Source organism: Blautia sp. HA8986, from assembly GCF_056504635.1.
On the sequence record NZ_JBWLUQ010000002.1, the window covers coordinates 370,488 to 391,534 of the forward strand.

Here is a 21,047-nt window from a genome sequence, read left to right on the forward strand (position 1 = left end):
AGATGCAGACAATATGAGCAGCAGTGAATTATGTATGGTGGTATTTCTGGGAATTAATACATGGACAGATATTCGAAAGAGGGAGATTTGTCTTCCAGTGTTTTTGCTGTTTCTCGCAGGTGGGATTTTGTGGAGAATAAAAGCTGGAACTGTGTATCCGGAGGGAATACTTTCTCTGGGAATTGGAGTTGTAGCAGCAATAGCATCTGTACTGAGCAGAGGAAAAGTGGGTATGGGAGATGGATTGATGATCTTTGCCATGGGTTCGGTACTAAATGCAGGAGAATTAATAGAGATTCTTTGCCTGTCATTTCTTTTGTGTGGAATTTATGCAGGACTTCAGTTAGGTCTATTAAAAAAGAAACGTAATACGGAAATACCATTTGTTCCGTTTTTACTGGTGGGTTATCTGGGAGGAATTCTCACATAGTGAACCTGTTTAATGATATTTCCACCTAAAAAAAGAGGTGCACCTGCATATCAACAACAAAATGGGCGGGCAGATCTGATATTGATGCCGGGATGCCTTAATAATCAAGGTGACTGTAACAAGATTTCATTACTATCTGTGCCGACGACTTGGCGGCTGAATGGAGATTTTTATGAGAAAGATTAAAAAAGGAAGTTTTACAGTGGAAGCGGCACTTCTGATGCCTGTAATTTTTCTGGTACTGATGGGACTTTTGTATCTGAATTTTTATGTACATAACAGAGCGTGGCTGACTGCAGCTGCTTATGAAGCAGCAGTCAGCGGAAGCATGGAAGGATACAGTAAAAATGGAAATAGCTATGAAAAAGCAGATAATCAGGGAAGAATGTTAGGAAGTACAGGGCTGCCAGGTGGCGAAAACCTTCGTATGCAGATAAGTACAGGTAAAAGCGTACAGGTGACATATCGGATGGAGATACCGGCAGGCTTTCTGGGACTGAAATGGAAAATAAAAGCAACGGGGAAAGCAGTACCTTTGCGTCCGGTCGGATGGATACGAAAAGTAAAGAGTTCCAGGGATGCGGTGGAAGAGGTGAGGCAGTAAAATGAAATCAGAGTATAAAAGAGATATGAACCATAATTACCTGATCCTGACTGGAGAAGATGTAATTAATACAGATTCCTATCAGGTAAGAATGATCGTGGCTAATGTAGTTCCGGATCTTCTTCAGTGCAGGATACAGGGAATAGATGGGAAATTTATGGTGTATTATGATGTGACCTCCAGACATTCGCTTACTGCACTTTTTGAAGACAGAAAATTGGGGATAGAAGAACTGCAGGTAATTCTTGGAGGGTTTATACAGGTGATGGAAGAAATGTCAGAGTATCTTTTAAATCCCTGCCAGCTGATTCTGGAACCGGAATATATTTATATGGATTCAGAAAAGAAAAATGTTCGTTTCTGTTATCTTCCGGGATTTCATGGAGAAGTACAGAAACAGTTTCAGAATCTTGCGGAGTATTTTCTGCCAAAACTGGATCATGAGGACGGAAAAGCGGTTATGCTGGGATATGGGGTATATCGCAGGGCTTTGGAGGATAGTTTTCACCTGGAGCATATCAAAGAAGAACTGTATAAAGTACGGGAAGGCAAAGAGTCCGATTTTATGGATTATGAAAAGAAAATAGTACAGCAGCCGGAGAAGATAGATTCCGGAAAAGAAGAACAGCAGAAGGAATTATGGGAGAGTGGCAGCTGGGAAAGAGAAAACAATGTAAATTCAGAAAAGAAAATACAAAAAAGGAGGAGCGAGAAGAAAGATAAAACTAAGAAAACAAAAGATGTCAAAATATGGAAATCCGTGGCTGGATTTGCAGGAGCACTTTTGATTTTACTTGGTATTACAACAGGAATGGCTGGAGGATATCTTCCACGGGTAAGTACAGAAATTCTTCTTGGAGTGATTCTGTTGTTAATGGTACTGGGAATGTTAGTATATATTTTATTAAAAAAAGTTTCAGGAAATGAACAGAAAAAGAGCGATATAGAAGAAAAGGTACAAAGTACTGATGAACGATATAACAGACAAAAAGAAATGATGTTGCAGACTTGCGAAGCAGGCGAAAAGAAAAACAGGATGGAAGAAGCAGCTGTCGCCGGAGAAGGTATTACAGAAAAGAGGAATCCTGTAAGTGAAAAGATAACAAAGGATGTAGAGAAAAGAAAGAAAACAGAAGAAGTTTCGGAGGGATTTGGTGAGACGATGGTTCTTTCTTCAGGGGCAGTAAAAGGTCCGGCCACACTGGTGAGCAGGGAACCAGGAGAACTTGCCACGATCTATCTGGATCAGGATATCACTGTAATAGGAAAACTGAAGACTGCAGCAGATGCAGTTATCAATGTTCCCACGGTAAGCCGTATTCATGCAAAAATAAGAAGAAGGGATGGTGAGTATTATCTGACAGATCTGAATTCCAGAAATGGAACATCTGTAAACGGACAGATGTTGAAAACAGGAGAAGACTATTTCTTAAAAGATGAAGACGAAGTAGATTTTGCACAGGCGCGTTATATTTTTTTGAAATAGAAGAGAGAAAATAGAGCTGTTTTGTCGTATTATATAAGAGACACAGGTTGTGCAAAAATCCAAAATCTGTTAAAATGTCCAAAAATCTGTTAATTATCAGAAATGGAAAAGAGGATTTAAGTGGAAGAAATAAAAAAAGAGCCTGTGACCGTATTACTGATTCTGTTAAATACACTGATCTTTCTAATCGTAGAATTCACCGGTGGCTCAGAAAACGGACAGCATATGCTGGAATGCGGAGCTGCCTATGCGCCTCTGATCCTGGAACAGGGACAGTGGTATCGAGTTTTTTCAAGCATGTTTCTACATTTTGGGGCACCCCATCTTATTAATAATATGCTGGTTTTGTTTGTACTTGGACAGCGGTTGGAACCAGCTGTTGGCAGACTGAGATTTTTACTGATTTATATTGCAGGAGGTCTGGGTGGTAATTTTATTTCTCTGTTCTGGGATATGCGTACAGGCGATTATTCTGTATCAGCAGGTGCATCCGGGGCTGTTTTTGCAGTTATGGGAGGTATGATCTATGTGATCATCCGGCACAGGGGAAGAGTTGCAGACCTTACTATGAAACAAATGCTTATCATGGCCGCATTCTCTCTTTATTTTGGCTTTGCAAGTGAAGGTGTAGATAATGCGGCGCATGCAGGTGGTCTACTGTGTGGTTTTCTGGCAGCGGTAATATTTTATCATCCAAGAAAAATATGGAAAACAGTTCCCTGATCTGGGGTGCTTTCAGCAGAGATAGAACCATGATGTGCTTCAACGATCTGTTTTACAACAGGAAGGCCCAGTCCGGTTCCGGATTCTTTGGTTGTGAAAAAGGGTTGAAAAATAGTTGCCTGATCTTCCGGTGAGATTCCGCATCCGTTGTCCTGAATATCGATGGCGATGCCGTGATTTTTCGAATAGGCGGATACAGTTATTTTTCCACCAGGAACAGGAACTGCTTCCCAGGCATTCTTCAGAAGATTAATCATCATCTGTCGGATTTTGATCTGATCGAGCATCATTACAGGAAGAGAATCCGGGATATCTGACTCCAGTGTGATTTCGAGGTAGTCCAGAGTAGGTTTGACAGAAGAGAGAATCGTTTTCAGATAGGCACAGGTGTCTGTGGCTTTGGGTGTGATACGGTTTGCATTGTTAAATGCGGAAAGCTCATCAAGAAGATCTCTGACATAGTCAAGATTATCTATGACATCGTCCCATTGTTTATATTCCTGTACTTCCGGATGAGCAGCTGCGATCATCTGAAGCTCACTGTTGATGAGCGTTATAGGATTTCGGATCTCATGAGAAAATTTCGAAAGAGTATAATGGAATTCATTTTTTAATTTGTCAACTGTATTATCGTTGCACATATTATCACCTCGAAAAAATATTAACATCAGAAATTTTAAATATCAACAAGAACAGTATTGAAAAAATCGAGAAAATACGACAAAATAAGGATAACCAGAAATCTATTTTCAGAAGAGGAGGATACAGAAATGGGAGACTGTATATTTTGTAAAATAGCGAACGGAGAGATTCCGTCAGCAACACTTTACGAGGACGAAGAATTTCGTGTGATTCTGGATCTTGGACCTGCGAGTAAGGGACATTCTCTGATTTTGCCGAAGAAGCACGCTGCCAATATTTATGAACTGCCGGAAGAGACTGCTGGAAAAGCTATGATACTTGCAAAAAAAATGGCTGGGAAGCTGACAGATGCACTGAACTGTGATGGTTTCAACATTGTTCAGAATAACGGAGAGATTGCAGGACAGACAGTATTTCATTTTCATATGCATCTGATTCCGCGATATGAGGGAGATGGTGTAGGTCTGACCTGGAAACCGGGACAGCTCAGCGATGAGGATAAGGAAGAAATCCTGAATAAAGTAAAAGAGTAACTGTAAATTTACCAAAGAGAAAAAATGAACGAAATTGAATATGAAGAATTTTATTTGAAATATCGTCAAATAGCTAAATCATATGCATATGGAATTCTGGAGGATTGGTATCTGGCGGATGATATCAGTCAGGAAGTACTTTATAAAATGTACACCATAAGAAATGATCTGGATCTCGAAAATGAAAAAATGCTATATGCGCTGATCCGGAGAGCTGCTGTAAACAAAGCTCTGGATTATAAAAAGAAATCCAGCACAAAACATGAATTCTCCTGTCACGATGATGAGACTGCATCGGTTCTGGATCGGAGAATTCATGTGAATGCAGAAGATCAGATATTGAGGCAGGAAGAAAATAAATTTATGCATATGATACTGGAAAGATTTCGCGCTGAACAGCCAATTAATTATGAAATTCTGATTCAGACAAAGTTTATGAATGTTCCTGTTGAAACAGTGGCAGAAGAGTTCGGACTGACAAAGAGTGGTGTGAATAACAGGATCTATAAGGCGAAACGCTGGTTGAAAGAAGAGTATGAGAAAACTTATGAATAAAAGAAAACTCTGCCAGCTCCCAAATGGGCAGTGGCAGAGTCTTTCATACAGGAATATTAATATTGCTGTCAGGAGCGGGCACATTCTTCAATAAGATCTGTGATCTTACGGATGGAGTCTACGTGACCGTTTCCTGCCATGGCATCAATATATTTCTGGCGGTCTGTATAAAGCTGGCGGATAGTATCCAGAAGCTTGGCTTCTGTGATTTCTTCTTCCTCAAGAACCATGCTGAATCCCTGACGTTCAAATGAACGTGCGTTAAGAATCTGGTCACCTCGGCTGGCTTTTGCTGAAAGGGGAATCAGAAGATTTGGTTTATGGAGTTCGCTGATCTCACAGATTGCATTGGCACCTGCACGGGAGATTACGATGTCGGCAAGAGCAAACAGATCCGGAAGTTCATCTTTGATATATTCATACTGAACGTAACCGGCAGTTCCGTTTAAACTTTCATCGGTTTTTCCTTTTCCACAGAGGTGCACAACCTGGAATTCTTTCAGAAGGTCAGGAAGGATCTTGCGGATATTGTCATTGACGGAAGCTGCTCCAAGGCTGCCGCCAATAACCATAAGAACAGGTTTGTCAGCATTGAAACCACAGAATTTACGACCGGCTTCTGCATTTCCGGAAAGGAGTTCCTGACGAATTGGAGTTCCGGTAAGAACAGCCTTATTAGCAGGAAGATTGGATACTGTCTCCGGGAAATTGCAGCATATTTTTGTTGCGGAAGAGAGGCAGAGCTTGTTGGCAAGACCAGGAGTCATATCAGACTCATGAATAAGTGCCGGAATTTTCAAACGGCTGGCTGCGATTACAACAGGAACCGTAACAAAGCCTCCTTTTGAAAAAACAACATCCGGTTTCAGCTGTTTCAGAATTTTTCTGGCCTGGCTGAATCCTTTCAGTACGCGGAATGGATCGGAGAAATTCTTGAGATCAAAATAACGTCTCAGTTTTCCTGATGAAATTCCGTAATAAGGGATACCAAGCTCTTCAATGAGCTTTTTCTCGATTCCTTCATAGGAACCGATATAGGAAATTTTATAACCAAGCTCCTGGAGTCTTGGAATCAAAGCAATATTAGGGGTTACATGGCCGGCAGTACCACCGCCGGTAAGTACGATGTGTTTCATTTGGATTCCTCCTGAATAGTCATATACTATCATTAAATATGAACTCTAAAGAGGAAATTGTCAAGAAAAGATGGGTTTACAGGTGAAAAATAATGGGAAATTTCAGCGATGAAGAACTGAAAAAATGGTTGACTGAGGAATATAATAAAGAAATTGATGAAATGGAAAAAATTATGTTTCCAGATGGCAATATTCCTGAGGATGGTGAAACCGAAGAAGAAGCCAGAGCTGCATATGCAAGACTTGTAGAGAGACTGAAAGCAGATGGCATTTATGAAGAAGAAAATGTCAGTGAGAAAGCTGATAATCATAGAAAAATTAACGAAAAGGCAGAAGAACCGGAGAAGGTAAAAATTGTTTATCTTCCTGCAAAACCTGAAAAAAGAAATAGGCTTGCCCGTGTAGCGGCAGTGATGTTGGTATGCGCTGCCGGAGTATTTGCAGCGAGTATGACTAGCCAGGCTAATAGAAGTTATTTTATTGATTCCGTGAAGCTTTGGACTGGGAATGATACGAAGATAGTGCTGGGAAACGATTCAAGAAATGATTCCAGCAAGATGGAGGAGGATGAAGAAGGAGCAATAACCAATATAAGTGAACAACTTAAAATAAATGTTCCGCGGTTTGTGTATCGACCTAACACATTTGAATTTAAAGATTATGAAGTTGATAAAAACTTAAAATTTGGTTTAATGGAATATCAATATAAGAATACAATTGTAACTTTGTATGTAGATCAGAATAGAGATGTGCAAAATAGCAGTGCAATTGGTTTAGATGGTCGTGAAATAAAAAAAATAGAATTTAGTGATGACGATATTGTAATTACATTAATGGAAGTGGAAGATAAAAAGGACCAAGATAGAAATTATGTAGCATACTGGAAACAGGAGGCAGTATATTATCAAATTAGTGGAAAAATGGAAGAAAAAGAATTTGAAAAACTTATTAAAAATATACGATTTTAAGCGAAAACCTAAATATAAATTCGTATTAAATATGTAATGGAAGTTTGGAAGGAGAGAAGATGCGAAAAAAGATATTTAGGTTAATTAGTGTTATTATGATTGTCGGAATTTTATGTGGAATGAATATCACAGCAGTTTTGGCAGAAGATATTTCAGATAATGTGTTAGAAACAGATCTGGATTTCTCTGAAGATACTACATATAGTGTACTTCGAGGCACGAATTTGAATTATGGAACTACAAAGATTGCTAAATTAGCAAGTAATAAAGTTGCTGTTGGAGGAGTTACGCAGTGCCATCATAATTGTACTAAAGTCTATTTAGATTTATATTTGGAAAGAAAAGTCAATGGTACATATTCTACATATAAAAGTTGGAGCTTCACGGCAGCAGATGTAAGTCATTTGGCTAAAAGCTTGGAAGTAATTGTTCCAAGGGGCTATTATTATCGTGTACGCGGTTATCATGCAGCTAAAGATGGAAGCAAAGAGTCTGTAAAGACTTTAACAAAAGGCGTTTTAATCAAGTAATCAAGTAAAACTCATCACCATCCCCAGCGGTGCCCCAAACCCCCATTAAAAAAATCCAGTAAACTTACATTACCATCGCTGGGGAATCTTGAAAAAATCTGAAAAATAAAACAATTCTAATCGAATTTTACAATCTCCGTTAATTCTAAGAGAAATCAATACAAAAAATCATATATATCTCACAAAAAGACTATTAAAAATCACGAAATTCATGTATAATAAATACAATAAAATAACAGTTAATAAACGAAATATCTATCATTTGCTTTCATAGTTGTAAATAGACGGACAAAAGGGGGCTTGTTCATGAAGATAATGTTTATCGGTGCAACGCATGAGGTGACCGGAAGTTGTTATTATCTGGAAGCTGCAGGAAGGAAATTTCTGGTGGATTATGGTATGGAGCAGGGACCGGATTATTATGAGAACAAGGATCTGCCTATAGCTCCGGGAGATCTGGATTTTGTACTTCTAACACATGCGCATATGGATCATTCCGGAAATCTTCCGGCATTATATGCCAAAGGATATCAGGGACCAATCTATGCAACAGAAGCAACCTGTAATCTTTGTGATATTATGCTTCGTGACAGTGCGCATATCCAGATGTTTGAGGCTGAATGGCGAAACCGTAAGGGGCGAAGGGAAGGTAAACCGGAATTTATTCCTGCATACACAATGGAAGATGCCATGGGGGTTCTGCGTAATTTTGTCAGATGTCCTTATGATAAGATTATTAAACCTGCGGAAGGAATTGAAGTACGTTTCGTGGATGCCGGTCATCTTCTCGGTTCCAGCAGTATTGAGATTTGGATGACAGAAGACGATAAGACAGAGAAAATTGTATTCTCAGGAGATATCGGAAACGTAAATCAGCCGCTGATCAAGGATCCTGTATATATTAAAGAAGCAGATTACGTTGTTATGGAATCCACGTATGGTGACAGAAGCCATGGAGAACGTCCGGATTATCCGGTGATGCTGGCTGAGATTATCCAGAGAACTTTTGACAGAGGCGGAAGTCTGGTAATCCCGTCTTTTGCAGTGGGCAGAACTCAGGAGATGCTTTATTTTATACGGCAGATCAAGGAACAGGGGCTTATCCACGGGCACGATGGTTTTACAGTATATGTAGATAGTCCGCTTGCTAATGAAGCTACTACGATTTTCAGTGAGAATGCGTATACCTGTTATGATGAGGAAGCGATGGATCTTCTGAAAAAGGGAATCAATCCGTTGTTTTTTCAGGGCCTGAAGACATCTGTTACAACGGATGATTCCAGAGCTATCAACTTTGATGCAGATTGCAAGGTTATTATTTCCGCAAGTGGCATGTGTGATGCCGGACGTATTAAGCATCATCTGAAGCATAATCTGTGGAATCCTAAGAATACAGTACTTTTTGTTGGATATCAGGCAATTGGAACCCCTGGCCGTGCTCTTCTGGAAGGTGCAACGGAAATGAAACTGTTTGGTGAAACTGTTCAGGTAGCTGCTGAGATATGTAAAATGCCGGGAATCAGCGGTCATGCAGATGTGAACGGACTGCTGGACTGGGCCAGAGCATTTGATAATAAGCCGAAGCATGTGTTTGTTACACATGGTGACGATACAGTGACAGAAGTTTTTGCACAGAGACTGAAAGAAGATCTGGGATATGATGCTACAGCACCATTCAGTGGAACGGAGTATGATCTTCTTGAGAATAAATGTATCCATGAGGCTCCGGGAATCCGTATTGTCAGGGCTACGGCATCTCCGAAAGCAAGTCGTGCTACACGTGCATACGAGAAGCTTCTTGCAATGGGCCGCCGTCTGATGACAGTGATACGCAAGAATGAAGGCTGCCCGAATAAAGATCTGGACCGTTTTGCAAGAGACATACAGTCGCTGTGCGATAAATGGGACAGAGATGATATCTAAATAAAAAGAGCACACTGTCAGGGATTATTCGCTGACAGTGTGCCCGAAATATTACAAGGAATTCTCTTAATTCTCTCCAATAGCCTCGCGGATAGCCTTAGCGAGCTGATCCGGACATGAAGTTGGCTTGAAACCGCAGCGGATACCTTCCAGACGGCTGATAACCTCATCTGCATCCATACCTTCTGCAAGCTGAGCGACACCCTGGGTATTTCCGGAGCAGCCGCCTGTGAATTTTATGTTGTGAACTTTCTTATTATCATCGATCTCGAACTCAATTCCCTGAGCGCAGACACCTTTTGTCTTATAAACCATTCTATTTACCTCCATTTTGATATTTATTAATACGATATACGTTACTGTTCACTCCGTTCTCAGCAACACGCTTCGCGATGCACAGAATTTATGCTTATCGCATAAATTCGCGCGGCATGTCTCGGGTTTTCTGTGACCTTCGTTCACAAAAAACACCTCGCGGGATATTACCAGTGAACGGTAACCGATATACGTCAATGATTATATCATCTCCGAAAAAAAGTTTCCATAAAAAATAAAATTTGTTATAATGAACGTTGTAGAAAAAGAAAATGAGATGCCAGAAAGAAAATTTTAGCCCATCTGGTACTATAACATACAGGCAGAAAGAGAGGATTTGACAATTATGAAATGCGTTGGAATCATAGGTGCAATGGAACAGGAAGTTGCCAGACTGAAAGAGGTCATGGAGAATGTAAAGATCACAACAAGAGCAGGAATGGATTTTTATGAGGGTATTCTGGAAGACAAGAAGGTAGTTGTAGTACAGTCCGGAATCGGTAAGGTAAATGCAGGTATGTGTACACAGATTCTTGCAGATCTTTTCCAGGTTGAGGCTGTGATCAATACAGGTATTGCAGGAAGTCTGAATAATGATATCAATATTGGTGATATTGTTCTTTCCACAGATGTACTTCACCATGACATGGATGCGACAGGTTTTGGTTATCCCAAGGGACAGATTCCACAGATGAAAGAGTTTTCCTTCCAGGCCGATGAGGGTCTTCGTAAGATCGCTCATGAGGTGTGTGCAGAGGTAAATCCGGAGATCCAGGTATTTGAAGGCAGAATCGCTTCCGGAGACCAGTTTGTATGTGATCAGGGAGTGAAAGATAATATTGTAAAAGAGTTCAGCGCATATGCAGTTGAGATGGAAGGCGCAGCGATCGGACAGGCAGCAGCACTTAATGGGATTCCGTTTCTGATCATCCGTGCGATTTCAGATAAAGCTGATAACAGTGCAAATATGGATTACCCTGCTTTTGAGAAACTTGCCATTGAGCACAGTGTCCGTCTGACTCAGGGAATGCTGAAACGTATGGCTTAAGGCCGGATAAAAGAAGCACCGTCATATTTCTGCTGCATATACTGTAAGAGATAACAGTGAGAGGACAGCAGAATAGTTATGCTTTATCAAGAGTTTTATCCGTTTTATGCTGCACAGGGAAATCCTGGTTTTTATAATGAAGAGAGAGAGCAGGAAAGAGAATTTGACCTGATGAAATCTTATTATCCGGATACAGCCAGAAAGATCCAGGAGAAAGCAGAAGCACAGTGCCAGCTTCTGGATTATGAAGGCAGCCGGCTTTATGATGAATGTCCGGATCGTTTCATGCTGTATCATATATGCAGCCAGGTAAAAGAAGAAATATCTTCTGACACCAGTGCGCAGGAGATGCCAGGAAGTTTTCTGGACGATCTGATCGAAGTGCTAGTCTACCAGGAGATTTCCAGAAGACGGTGCAGACGGCGCAGATGCAGACAGTGTCGAGTGTTATGACAGATTCTGCTAACATCTGTCCATATACAGGAAAATAGAAAATGAATATAATGGGAATATGATGAAAACAATAAGGGAATTTTTAGAAGAACAAATTAATGAACAGCTGATCCAGGCTGTTTTAAGCGGCCGCAGGACTGGCGAAGGCCCTTCAAAGGTGAAGCTTCGTCCTGTGGAGCTGAAAGGAAAGATTTGCTACCAGGCCTCTATGACAGAAGGCCCTAAGGTTTATCATAAGAATTATTCAAGAGAAGAGATTATTGATTATCTGGAGAGCTCCATGGAGGAATTTCGTCAGCTGCAGACAACAGGACGCAGACAGGACGGAAGCATTCTTATCAGCAAAAAAGGAAAGGCAACCATTAAGACGAAGCACCACGAAGCTGTACAGAATGCGAAGATCGCTCCGCATAATCGTGTGAAGCAGTATATTATGAAAGAAGGAACTGCAGCTCCGTTTCTGGTAGATCTGGGAGTTATGACAAAAGATGGAAAGATTGTAGCTTCCAGGTATGATAAATTCCGCCAGATTAACCGTTTTCTGGAATTTATCCGTGATATTCTTCCGAAACTTCCGAAAGACAGGGAGATCACTATCCTGGATTTTGGCTGCGGGAAATCTTACCTGACTTTTGCAATGTACTATTACCTCCGGGAGCTGGAGGGATTTGATGTGAATATCATAGGCCTTGACCTGAAGGAAGATGTGATCCGTCACTGCAGTGAGCTGGCCAGATCTTACGGCTATGAGAAGCTTCATTTTTATCAGGGAGATATTGCCGGTTATGAAGGCGTATCTTCTGTAGATATGGTTGTTACGCTTCATGCCTGCGATACAGCTACTGATTTTGCTCTGGCAAAGGCTGTGGAATGGGGAGCACAGGTGATTTTGTCCGTTCCATGCTGCCAGCATGAACTGAACAGACAGATCAGAAATGATGTGCTGCAGCCTGTTATGCGTTACGGTATCCTGAAAGAGAGGATGGCAGCGCTGATCACAGACGGTTTTCGGGCAGAACTTCTTGAGAGTAAAGGTTATGAGACTCAGCTTCTGGAATTTATTGATATGGAACATACACCTAAGAACATTCTGATCCGCGCAGTAAAAACCGGAAAGAAAAAGAGCAGAGACAGTTTTGCTGAGTCTATGAAAGCACTTCATGTAAATCCTACTCTGGATCGTCTTCTTTATCCGGAAGAGTCGATCTCACAGAAGGGAGAATGACATGAAGAAGATCATATGCAAAGGAGCAGTATTACTGGTGCTTTTCGTAGTGGTTGTGGCTGGAAGTTCTCTTCTTATGAATAGCCAGTCTACAGATAACCGCTCGGATATGAACGATGCTACGCTTCCGGAAGTCATGGTAAAAATTGGAAGTACCCAGGCAAATAAGATGTATGGCTATAAACAGGCTATGCAGACAGACTTTATGCGAGGCAGTATTACACCGCTGGATACGACCAAGAAGCTGACTTTTGAGATTAATCCTTATGCGGATTCTGTGACAGGACTTGCTTATGAGGTACGTACTTCTGACGGAAGCAAAGTCATGGAGAACCGTAAGATCAAGAATCTTACAAAGGAAGAGAATGGTTATCTGAGTGCAGAGATCGAGATTGGAAGTGACTTGAGAATGAACCAGGAATATTCCATGCAGATCACTTTGGATACCAGCGAAGGTGAGGTTTATTACTATACAAGAGTTGTTTCCAGAACTCAGCTGAATACAGAATCTTATCTGCAGTTTGTAAAAACGTTCTCTGCCAATTGTCTGGATAAAGAGAAGGCCGATAAACTGACAGGTTATCTGGAGGCAGAAGATACCTCCGGTGGAACCAATTTCAATAATATTACTATTAATTCCGGACTTTCCAATATCAGCTGGGGTTCACTTGCTCCGAAGCTCTATATGGAAGGTGTGCCGCTGATTGATGATATTAATGAGACAACTGCCAGTATTACACTGAACTATCAGGTTTCGGCAGAGGATGATGAGGGAGAAACAGAAATCTATGATGTTACGGAATTCTATCGTATGCGTTACACAGAAACCAGGATCATGCTGCTTGATTTCAAGCGTTCCGCTACGAAAGTTTTCGATCCGTCACAGACAGTTGTTTCAGATGCGGGACTTCTTCTTGGAGTCAGGGACAAAAATGTAACCTATTCTGCGAACAGTGATGGAACGATCGTAGTTTTTGAGCAGGATGGAGATCTGTGGTCCTATGCGCCGGCCGGTGGTAAGATCACCAGAATTTTCAGTTTCCGTAAAGAAGAAAACAACGATTCCAGATATGTGCGTAATGAACATGACATCAAGATCATTCGAGTGGCAGATAATGGAGATGTGGATTTTGTGTTATATGGATACATGAACAGAGGAATCCATGAAGGATACAGCGGTGTCTGTGTTTACCATTATAACAGTGACCGGAATGTGGTTGAGGAGAAGGTTTTCATACCAAGCACAGAATCCTACGAATTTCTGAAGGAAGATCTTGGAACTCTTACTTATGTAAATAAAGATAATCAGCTGTTCTTGCTTTTCGCGCAGAAGCTGTATCAGGTAAATATAGAGGAAGGAACTTCTGAGATTCTTGAGGAAGGTATCAAGCAGAACTGTTTTGTGGTTTCTGACACGAAAGCTCATGCAGCATGGCTTATAACATCAGGTGATGATGAAGGAAAGATCAGAGAGATTGAGTTCGATTCCCTGAAGACAAGGGATATTGCCCCTGAAAGCGGACAGAAGCTCCGTGCACTTGGATTCATGAACGAAGATTTTATTTATGGAATTGTTGCAGATGGAGATATCCTCACAGATGAGAATGGTCATGAGAAAGAGGGAATCAGTACTTTCCGTATTGAAAGTTTTGAAGGAAAACTGAAAAAAGAATACCATCAGGACGGGCTTTACATTACAAATGTAACGGTTGGTACAACAATGATGGAATTCGAACTTTCTGCAAAATCCGGAAATACTTATACAGCCCAGAAGAAAGACAATATCATGAACAATAAGAAGGTATCCGGAAGTCAGATAGATGTGGCTCTGATTACAACAAACCGGGCAGGAACGCTGATCCGTCTCACGATAGGCCAAAAGCCGGAAACAGATGATCCACTTCTTGTTTATTCCAAGATCGAGAGTATGGAGGATGTCTCTGTAACGTTGGATACAACGGTTCCGCAGGGTGAACTTTATTATGTTTATGCTTATGGATCTCTGGATTGTATCTATACAGATCCGGCAGCAGCTGTGAAACGTGCTGACGATCAGACCGGTGTTGTACTTAACCGTGCACAGCAGTATGTCTGGGAGAGGGGAAATAAGAAAACGAAGATCCAGCTTAATATAGAAGATGTACCGGAGATCATCCGCACAGCGAACTGGAAGAAACAGGAACTTCAGGATGGACTTGGCGATGCGGGAACTGTAATTGATCTTACAGGCTGCAGCCTTGATAATGTTCTTTACGAGGTAAGCGCGCAGCGTCCGGTAATTGCAAAAACAGGGGATAATTCAAGTGTTGTGATCGTAGGTTATGATGAATACAACACATATCTTTATGATCCGTCAACAGGGCAGACAAGCCCATATGGAATGAATGACAGCACGGCATTGTTTCAGAGTGCAGGAAATGTATTTTTGACCTATATAGAAAACGTTACAGAGTAACGGGGATCCTGTGATCCGGGTATGGATAATGGGATGAAGCAAAGACAGCGAAACGGAATTATCCGTTTAGCATAAAAGGCGGACAGGCTGAATACCTGTCTGCCGAAGCAAAAGCGCGACAGGAAAGGGGAAAATGCAATGTTAAGTGAAAGTATCAAAAAACTGGTGCAGTATGGAGTAGAAAGAGGAATCACACCGGAGTGTGAGAGAATCTATACGACGAATCTTCTTCTGGATGTTTTTGGTGAAAGTGAGTATACAGAACCGGAAACAGAGTATGCTAAAATTGACTTGGAAGAAGTATTGAATGAGCTTCTGGATGAAGCTGTAAAGAGGGGAATTATAGAGGACAGTGTTGTATACAGAGATCTTTTTGATACAAAACTTATGAATTGTCTGATGCCCCGTCCGGCACAGGTTCAGAAAGAGTTCTGGGATGCTTATAAGGAAGACCCGGAGAAGGCTACCGATTATTTTTATAAGCTGAGCCAGGACAGTAACTATATCAGACGCTACCGCGTTAAAAAAGACCAGAAGTGGACAGTTGACAGTGAGTATGGTAAGATTGACATCACCATCAACCTTTCCAAACCGGAGAAAGACCCGAAGGCGATTGCTGCTGCTAAGCTTGTAAAATCCAGCAGTTATCCGAAATGCCTGCTTTGTCCGGAGAATGAAGGTTATGCAGGAAGAGTCAATCATCCGGCGAGAGAGAACCACAGGATCATTCCGATCACTGTTAATGACAGTCCGTGGGGATTCCAGTATTCACCGTATGTTTACTATAATGAGCATTGTATTGTGTTCAACAGCCAGCATACACCAATGAAAATCGAGAGAAATACATTTGTGAAACTGTTTGATTTCGTAAAACTGTTTCCACATTATTTCCTGGGCTCCAATGCAGACCTTCCGATCGTAGGCGGATCAATCTTAAGCCATGATCATTTCCAGGGTGGTCATTATACATTTGCCATGGCCAAGGCTGAGATTGAGAAACATGTGACGATTCCGGGATATGAAGATGTAGAAGCCGGTATTGTGAAATGGCCTCTTTCTGTTCTGCGTATCCGCAGCAAAGATGAGAAGAGACTGATCGATCTGGCAACGCATGTACTGGCGAACTGGAGAAGCTACACAGATGAGGCAGCATTTATTTTTGCAGAGACAGACGGAGAGCCGCATAATACAATTACGCCGATCGCACGTAAAGTCGGAGATACTTTTGAGCTGGATCTGACATTGCGTAATAACATTACAACAGAAGAGAACCCGCTGGGTGTTTATCATCCACATGCATGCTATCACCATATTAAGAAAGAGAACATCGGACTTATCGAGGTTATGGGTCTGGCTGTTCTTCCGGCACGTCTGAAAGAGGAGCTGGAGCTTCTGGAAGAGTACATCTTAAGTGGCAGAGATGTCGCTTCCAATGAAAAAATCGAGAAGCATGCGGCATGGGTTGCAGAATTTCTGCCGAAATATGAGAAACTTGACAAAAATAATATCCAGGAAGTTCTCCGCAGGGAAGTTGGAAACGTATTTGTTCATGTTCTGGAGGATGCCGGCGTTTATAAATGTACACCAGAGGGCAGGGATGCATTTATGAGATTTATCAACACTCTGTAAGGCTTCAGAGGCAGACCGGTAATCTGATATCTCCGGCTGTGGCAGCCGGAAAGAGAATTTCCTGTATGAAACATGACAGATGTATATTTCAGGAGGAGCATTTATATGAAGAAAACAGAAAGAACCGGAAAAGCCTTTCGTATAAAATGGCTTTTGCTGGCGGTTGTTGCAATGGCACTGATCTTTATGCCGGCAGCTTCACAGAAGGTATCTGCAAGCAAGCTTGTATATACAGTGAAGTTCAATAACAACTCTGGCACCAGTACAAGCAAGACGTATACGTCACTGACAAGAAATGTTACGCTGAATACCAGGATCAAGCTTCCGGCAGTTCCGAAAGCTGTAGGCTATCAGAGTCTTGGATGGACCACGACCAAGGGAAGCAGCAAGGTGGTATATAAAGCCGGAGCCAGAGTGAAAGTCAAAAAAGATATGAAACTCTATGCTGTCCGGAGAAAGAGTAAATATTATACAGTAAGCTTTTATCTTGGAAATGGAAGCAGCAATGCTGCATATAAGAAGCTTCAGAAAAAAGTAGAAGAAGGTACGTACTATACATTGCCGTCAGTTCCAGCAAGAACAGGTTATGTAAACCTTGGATGGTCCACCAGTGTAAACGGTAAGACATCTACAGCGAAGAAGGCCGGAACCAAGATCAAGATTGCCGGAAATATCAAGTATTATGCAGTACAGATGCAGTCGGTAAGTGTGAAGCTCTGTAAGGCAAACGGAACAGTATGGAAGACAGTTACTCTTGGAAAGGGCGGTTATCTGAAACTTCCTTCAGCATCTAACAGTACAGGATATACGTTTATGGGATGGGCCAAAACCAAACGGAGCGGATCTTCGGCAGCACCGGATTATGAAGCAGGAGAGCTTTTGAAGATCAGCAAGACTACTACGCTGTACGCAACAGTGTTTAATCGTGCCACTGAGAAGGATATCAGTTCAGAAACAATGGCGCGTCCGGCGATCAACATGAAGTACAGCAAGGTGATTTTTGTCGGAGATTCCCGTACAGTGGGAATGAATGCAACGCTGAACAAACAGATGAGCAGTTCTGTTACCAGCGGAGTTTCATTTATTGCCAGCGCAGGACAGGGATTAAGCTGGTTCAAGAGTGAGGGATATTCACAGCTTCTGAAAGAAATCAATAAGACGGAAGGTACACTTCCGATTGCGGTCGTCTTTAACCTGGGTGTGAATGATATGGCTAATGTAAGCAATTATGTAAGCTATATGACAGGTATTGCATCAACGCTGAAGAGCAAAAACTGCAAGCTTTTCTATATGTCAGTGAATCCTCTGAACAGTACCATGATCGCAAAGGCAGGAAAAGGTGCCCGCACAGAGGCACAGGTGCGGGAATTTAACAGCAAGATCCATTCCGGTCTTTCTTTAAATTACAAATACATTGATACTTACAATGTGCTGATGAAAACAGGGTATGGAACCAATGCTTCCTATGTTGGTACAGACAGAGATTCTGATGACGGACTTCATTATACAACCAGGACCTACAAGAGAATCTACTATTACAGTGTGATATATCTCAATACAGGAAGTATCAACCAGATTTACTATTAAAAGAACAAAAGATTCCGCATGTCGGCACATTTTCCGGCATGCGGGATTTTTTATGTCACAGGAATTATACCAGGGCAGCTAATTCCTTCCAATTACTCCTTGCGCGAACCATAAGAATAGTCTATACTTAATTCGATACGGACATTTATATGTCCGAAGGGACGGGAAATCCTGAATTATGAGGAATGAGGTATAGATTATGAAACTGACAACAGTTAAAGAGATTTACAGAAACCGTGAACAGTATCTTGATAAAGAGATCACAGTAGGTGGCTGGGTGCGCAGCGTTCGTGATTCCAAGGCATTTGGTTTTATCGTGCTTCATGATGGAAGTTTTTTTGAAACTCTTCAGATTGTATATCATGATAACATGGAGAATTTTGCAGAAGTTTCCAAATTAAATGTAGGTGCAGCCATTATCGTTAAAGGAACACTGGTAGCAACACCGCAGGCGAAACAGCCATTTGAGATCCAGGCATCAGAAGTATTCGTAGAGGGAGGTTCTGCTCCGGATTATCCGCTTCAGAAGAAACGTCACAGTCTTGAATATTTAAGAACTATGACACATTTAAGACCGAGAACAAACACTTTCCAGGCAGTATTCCGTGTACGTTCTCTCTGTGCATATGCGATTCATAAATTCTTCCAGGAGAGAGATTTTGTCTATGTGCATACACCACTGATCACAGGAAGTGACTGTGAGGGCGCAGGAGAAATGTTCCAGGTAACAACACTGGATCCTAAGAACATACCGATGACAGAGGATGGAAAAGTAGATTATTCTCAGGACTTCTTCGGAAAAGAGACTAATCTTACAGTAAGCGGTCAGCTCAACGGTGAGACATTTGCACAGGCATTCCGCAATATCTACACATTCGGACCAACTTTCCGTGCAGAGAACTCCAATACAACACGTCATGCAGCTGAGTTCTGGATGATCGAGCCGGAGTGTGCATTTGCAGATATTCAGGATGCTATGGAGCTTGCAGAAGCTATGCTGAAATATGTGATCCGTTACGTTCTTGAGAATGCACCGGAGGAGATAAATTTCTTCAATTCCTTCGTAGACAAGGGACTTCTTGACAGACTGAATCATGTGCTGAACTCCGAGTTTGCACATGTAACATACACAGAGGCTGTTGAGATCCTTGAGAAAAATAACGATAAATTTGATTACAAGGTATTCTGGGGCTGTGATCTTCAGACAGAGCACGAGCGTTATCTGACAGAGCAGATCTACAAGAGACCTGTATTTGTTACTGATTATCCGAAAGAGATCAAGGCCTTCTATATGAAACTTAACGAAGATGGTAAGACTGTAGCAGCTATGGACTGTCTTGTACCGGGAATCGGAGAGATCATCGGAGGAAGCCAGAGAGAGGATGACTACGGTAAACTGAAAGCACGTATGGACGAGCTTGGACTTAAACCGGAAGATTACGATTTCTATCTGGATCTTCGTAAATACGGTTCTACCCGTCATTCAGGATTCGGACTTGGATTTGAGAGATGTGTAATGTATCTTACAGGAATGGGCAACATCCGTGACGTGATCCCATTCCCGAGAACTGTAAAGAACTGCGATCTTTAATCTGCTCTGATATCAGCAGCATGAACATTTTGTGCTGTAAGCGGCAGAGCTGAAGAACAGGTTCTGTAACACTGATTTTGAGTAATACACAACAAGGGAGAACATTATGAGATTTATTCATCTTGCAGACGTGCACCTGGGAGCTGTTCCTGACAGGGGATGCCCATGGAGCAAAGAGCGGGAGGAAGAAATCTGGAATACTTTCCGCCGGGTTATTGCGGGCATCCGCCAAGACCCGGTGGATTTGCTATTTATATCCGGAGATCTGTTCCACCGCCAGCCGCTAATGAGAGAACTTAAAGAAGTAAATTATCTGTTTTCCACCATCCCGGATACAAGGGTATATCTTATGGCCGGAAACCATGATTTTATCAGCAGGGATTCTTTTTATAATACATTTGAATGGAATCCCAACGTCACATTCTTTAAGAACAGAGAGCTTACTTACGTTAAAGATTCGAAACTGGATGTTTATGTATACGGACTCAGCTATTATGACAGGGAAATAAAAGAGGGGCTTTATGACAAAGCATCTCCGATCCAGGAGGAAGGCATTCACATTCTTCTTGCACACGGCGGGGATGAGAAGCATATACCGCTCAGTGCTGCATCTCTGGCAGCAGCAGGATTTGATTACATAGCACTTGGACACATTCATAAACCACAGATCCTCATCAGGGATCAGGCCGCTTTTTCAGGGGCACTGGAACCGATAGACAGAAATGATACAGGTGATCATGGATACATGGAAGGAAGGCTTATAAATGGCAGAATCCGTACGGAATTTGTGCCTTTTGCATGCCGTTCCTATCAGCAGCTGATACTGACACTTCACGAGGAAACCACGCAGATATCGCTGGAAGAAGCTGTGAAATCGCAGATATTCCGCAGAGGCGGAAGAAATATCTACCGTATTATCCTTCAGGGAATGCGGTCACCGGATCTTCTGCTGATCCCGGAAAAACTGAAAAATCTGGGAAACATCACAGATGTGATCGATGAATCCTGGCCAGCCTATGATCTTTCGGAGCTTTACAAACGCTACAGCGGTACGCTGATCGGTGATTATATCGGTTATTTTCTCTCAAAGGGAGAATTGGATACTGTAGAAAAAAAAGCTCTGTATTACGGCTTGCAGGCTCTTCTGGAGACTGGAAGCAGGAGATGACAGGGAAAGGCGGAAGACAGGATAACGGTTGCTGTTCACAGGAGGA

20 protein-coding genes are annotated in these 21,047 nt (G+C 41.8%); 17 read left to right on the forward strand and 3 right to left on the reverse strand.

The annotated features are described in order from the left end of the window. Positions 1 to 13: 13 nt before the first annotated feature. The 4 genes from AC04Q4_RS14450 (at position 14) to AC04Q4_RS14465 (ending at position 3,243) form a co-directional block, all read left to right on the forward strand. The gene (locus tag AC04Q4_RS14450; protein WP_173755851.1) at positions 14 to 430 is read left to right on the forward strand and encodes a prepilin peptidase; all 417 of its coding nucleotides are present in this window, start codon (positions 14 to 16) and stop codon (positions 428 to 430) included. A 172-nt stretch (positions 431 to 602) separates the two neighbouring features. Then, positions 603 to 1,034 (forward strand): TadE/TadG family type IV pilus assembly protein, encoded by a 432-nt coding sequence (locus AC04Q4_RS14455; RefSeq protein WP_476389192.1) that lies wholly within the window; start codon positions 603 to 605, stop codon positions 1,032 to 1,034. Position 1,035: 1 nt separating this feature from the next. Continuing rightward, positions 1,036 to 2,520 (forward strand): DUF6382 domain-containing protein, encoded by a 1,485-nt coding sequence (locus tag AC04Q4_RS14460; protein WP_476389193.1) that lies wholly within the window; start codon positions 1,036 to 1,038, stop codon positions 2,518 to 2,520. Between the two features lie 120 nt (positions 2,521 to 2,640). After that, the gene (locus AC04Q4_RS14465; RefSeq protein ID WP_330594818.1) at positions 2,641 to 3,243 is read left to right on the forward strand and encodes a rhomboid family intramembrane serine protease; all 603 of its coding nucleotides are present in this window, start codon (positions 2,641 to 2,643) and stop codon (positions 3,241 to 3,243) included. Here the strand turns inward: AC04Q4_RS14465 and AC04Q4_RS14470 are convergent. Then, positions 3,210 to 3,884 carry a sensor histidine kinase gene (locus AC04Q4_RS14470; protein ID WP_173737903.1) on the reverse strand — a complete coding sequence of 225 codons (675 nt, stop codon included), beginning with the start codon at positions 3,882 to 3,884 and terminating at the stop codon, positions 3,210 to 3,212. The genes AC04Q4_RS14465 and AC04Q4_RS14470 overlap by 34 nt on opposite strands. Before the next feature lie 129 nt (positions 3,885 to 4,013). Here AC04Q4_RS14470 and AC04Q4_RS14475 point away from each other — a divergent pair, with 129 nt between their 5' ends. Both AC04Q4_RS14475 and AC04Q4_RS14480 read left to right on the forward strand, forming a co-directional pair. Further along, positions 4,014 to 4,418 carry an HIT family protein gene (locus tag AC04Q4_RS14475; protein WP_178773373.1) on the forward strand — a complete coding sequence of 135 codons (405 nt, stop codon included), beginning with the start codon at positions 4,014 to 4,016 and terminating at the stop codon, positions 4,416 to 4,418. Positions 4,419 to 4,442: 24 nt separating this feature from the next. Then, a complete protein-coding gene (locus AC04Q4_RS14480; RefSeq protein WP_173737901.1) occupies positions 4,443 to 4,973 on the forward strand; it encodes an RNA polymerase sigma factor in 531 nt (176 codons plus the stop codon). 68 nt (positions 4,974 to 5,041) lie between these two features. Here AC04Q4_RS14480 and AC04Q4_RS14485 read toward each other — a convergent pair whose 3' ends face one another. Next, on the reverse strand, positions 5,042 to 6,109 hold the full coding sequence (locus tag AC04Q4_RS14485; protein WP_173737900.1) for an undecaprenyldiphospho-muramoylpentapeptide beta-N-acetylglucosaminyltransferase: 1,068 nt from the start codon (positions 6,107 to 6,109) through the stop codon (positions 5,042 to 5,044). A gap of 92 nt (positions 6,110 to 6,201) precedes the next feature. Between AC04Q4_RS14485 and AC04Q4_RS14490 the strand changes: the two genes are divergently transcribed. From AC04Q4_RS14490 to AC04Q4_RS14500, 3 genes are all read left to right on the forward strand, one after another. Continuing rightward, entirely contained in the window at positions 6,202 to 7,077 is an 876-nt protein-coding gene (locus AC04Q4_RS14490) for a DUF4367 domain-containing protein (RefSeq protein WP_476389194.1), read from the forward strand. A 59-nt stretch (positions 7,078 to 7,136) separates the two neighbouring features. Then, the gene (locus tag AC04Q4_RS14495; RefSeq protein WP_476389195.1) at positions 7,137 to 7,607 is read left to right on the forward strand and encodes a DUF6147 family protein; all 471 of its coding nucleotides are present in this window, start codon (positions 7,137 to 7,139) and stop codon (positions 7,605 to 7,607) included. Between the two features lie 306 nt (positions 7,608 to 7,913). Next, positions 7,914 to 9,530, forward strand: coding sequence for an MBL fold metallo-hydrolase RNA specificity domain-containing protein (locus tag AC04Q4_RS14500; RefSeq protein WP_173737897.1), 1,617 nt, complete (start codon positions 7,914 to 7,916; stop codon positions 9,528 to 9,530). 66 nt (positions 9,531 to 9,596) lie between these two features. Here AC04Q4_RS14500 and AC04Q4_RS14505 read toward each other — a convergent pair whose 3' ends face one another. Continuing rightward, positions 9,597 to 9,845 carry a TIGR03905 family TSCPD domain-containing protein gene (locus AC04Q4_RS14505; RefSeq protein ID WP_173737896.1) on the reverse strand — a complete coding sequence of 83 codons (249 nt, stop codon included), beginning with the start codon at positions 9,843 to 9,845 and terminating at the stop codon, positions 9,597 to 9,599. A 346-nt stretch (positions 9,846 to 10,191) separates the two neighbouring features. Between AC04Q4_RS14505 and AC04Q4_RS14510 the strand changes: the two genes are divergently transcribed. From AC04Q4_RS14510 to AC04Q4_RS14545, 8 genes are all read left to right on the forward strand, one after another. Beyond that, positions 10,192 to 10,893 carry a 5'-methylthioadenosine/adenosylhomocysteine nucleosidase gene (locus AC04Q4_RS14510; protein ID WP_173737895.1) on the forward strand — a complete coding sequence of 234 codons (702 nt, stop codon included), beginning with the start codon at positions 10,192 to 10,194 and terminating at the stop codon, positions 10,891 to 10,893. A gap of 78 nt (positions 10,894 to 10,971) precedes the next feature. Continuing rightward, entirely contained in the window at positions 10,972 to 11,346 is a 375-nt protein-coding gene (locus tag AC04Q4_RS14515) for a hypothetical protein (protein WP_173737894.1), read from the forward strand. A gap of 61 nt (positions 11,347 to 11,407) precedes the next feature. Continuing rightward, complete coding sequence (locus AC04Q4_RS14520; RefSeq protein WP_476389218.1) at positions 11,408 to 12,571, forward strand: methyltransferase; 1,164 nt, start codon at positions 11,408 to 11,410, stop codon at positions 12,569 to 12,571. 1 nt (position 12,572) lies between these two features. Beyond that, a complete protein-coding gene (locus tag AC04Q4_RS14525; RefSeq protein WP_476389196.1) occupies positions 12,573 to 15,026 on the forward strand; it encodes a cysteine peptidase family C39 domain-containing protein in 2,454 nt (817 codons plus the stop codon). Positions 15,027 to 15,164: 138 nt separating this feature from the next. Further along, entirely contained in the window at positions 15,165 to 16,655 is a 1,491-nt protein-coding gene (galT, locus tag AC04Q4_RS14530; protein WP_173737892.1) for a UDP-glucose--hexose-1-phosphate uridylyltransferase, read from the forward strand. 105 nt (positions 16,656 to 16,760) lie between these two features. Further along, the gene (locus tag AC04Q4_RS14535) at positions 16,761 to 18,242 is read left to right on the forward strand and encodes an InlB B-repeat-containing protein (RefSeq protein WP_173755842.1); all 1,482 of its coding nucleotides are present in this window, start codon (positions 16,761 to 16,763) and stop codon (positions 18,240 to 18,242) included. A 199-nt stretch (positions 18,243 to 18,441) separates the two neighbouring features. Next, positions 18,442 to 19,833 (forward strand): asparagine--tRNA ligase, encoded by a 1,392-nt coding sequence (gene asnS / locus AC04Q4_RS14540; RefSeq protein WP_173737890.1) that lies wholly within the window; start codon positions 18,442 to 18,444, stop codon positions 19,831 to 19,833. Between the two features lie 106 nt (positions 19,834 to 19,939). Then, positions 19,940 to 21,001 carry a DNA repair exonuclease gene (locus tag AC04Q4_RS14545; protein ID WP_178775231.1) on the forward strand — a complete coding sequence of 354 codons (1,062 nt, stop codon included), beginning with the start codon at positions 19,940 to 19,942 and terminating at the stop codon, positions 20,999 to 21,001. Positions 21,002 to 21,047 lie beyond the last annotated feature (46 nt).